This window comes from Eggerthella sp. 1_3_56FAA (assembly GCF_000185625.1).
Classification (GTDB): Bacteria; Actinomycetota; Coriobacteriia; order Coriobacteriales; family Eggerthellaceae; genus Eggerthella; species Eggerthella lenta.
This window is the reverse complement of sequence record NZ_GL622605.1, coordinates 1-527: the sequence shown is the minus strand read 5'-3', so window position 1 is coordinate 527 and position 527 is coordinate 1. Positions and strand designations below refer to the sequence as shown.

Here is a 527-nt window from a genome sequence, read left to right as displayed (position 1 = left end):
TCGCGAGCGCCGCCCCCGTCCGCCTGTGGGCCTCCAGGCTGGGGCGCCTCGACGGGCTCGACGGCCGGTCCCGTCCCGACGGCGAGCGCGAGCGCGGGGAAGCTGTTACGATGTTCGCGCGAGGGTCGTCCGTCTCCGAGATAGCCGGACGGATCGGCGCGGACAGGAGGACCGTGCGCCGCTGGCTGGACAAGGCCGGCGTCGAGCGGAAGCGCGCGACGAAGGGGAAGGGCGGCGAGGGCGTGGCGAAGGAAGAAGGCGGCGAGCGGGGCGAATGGTCCCGCGCATGGGGCGACCTCCCCGAAGGCGACCCCGTCGAGCGGGCGCGGCTGGCCGAGGTCAGGCTCGCGGAGGCGCTGGCGGTGTTGGACGTCCTAAAAGCACCAGGCCCGGGCTCTTTGAGCAATTCGGAGAAGCGCCGGGCGGGCGAGAGGGCGAGGGCGATGGCGGCGAGGGCGAGGGTCGATGACGTCCTGAGGGATTTCCGCATCGCCAGGAGCACGTACTTCTCGCAGGCGGCGATGGCG

The 527-nt window shown here is 73.1% G+C and carries 1 protein-coding gene; it reads left to right on the top strand.

From position 1 onward, the window contains the following. A partial coding sequence (locus HMPREF1023_RS14995) for a helix-turn-helix domain-containing protein (protein ID WP_009307342.1) occupies nt 1-527 on the top strand: 527 nt, incomplete at both ends.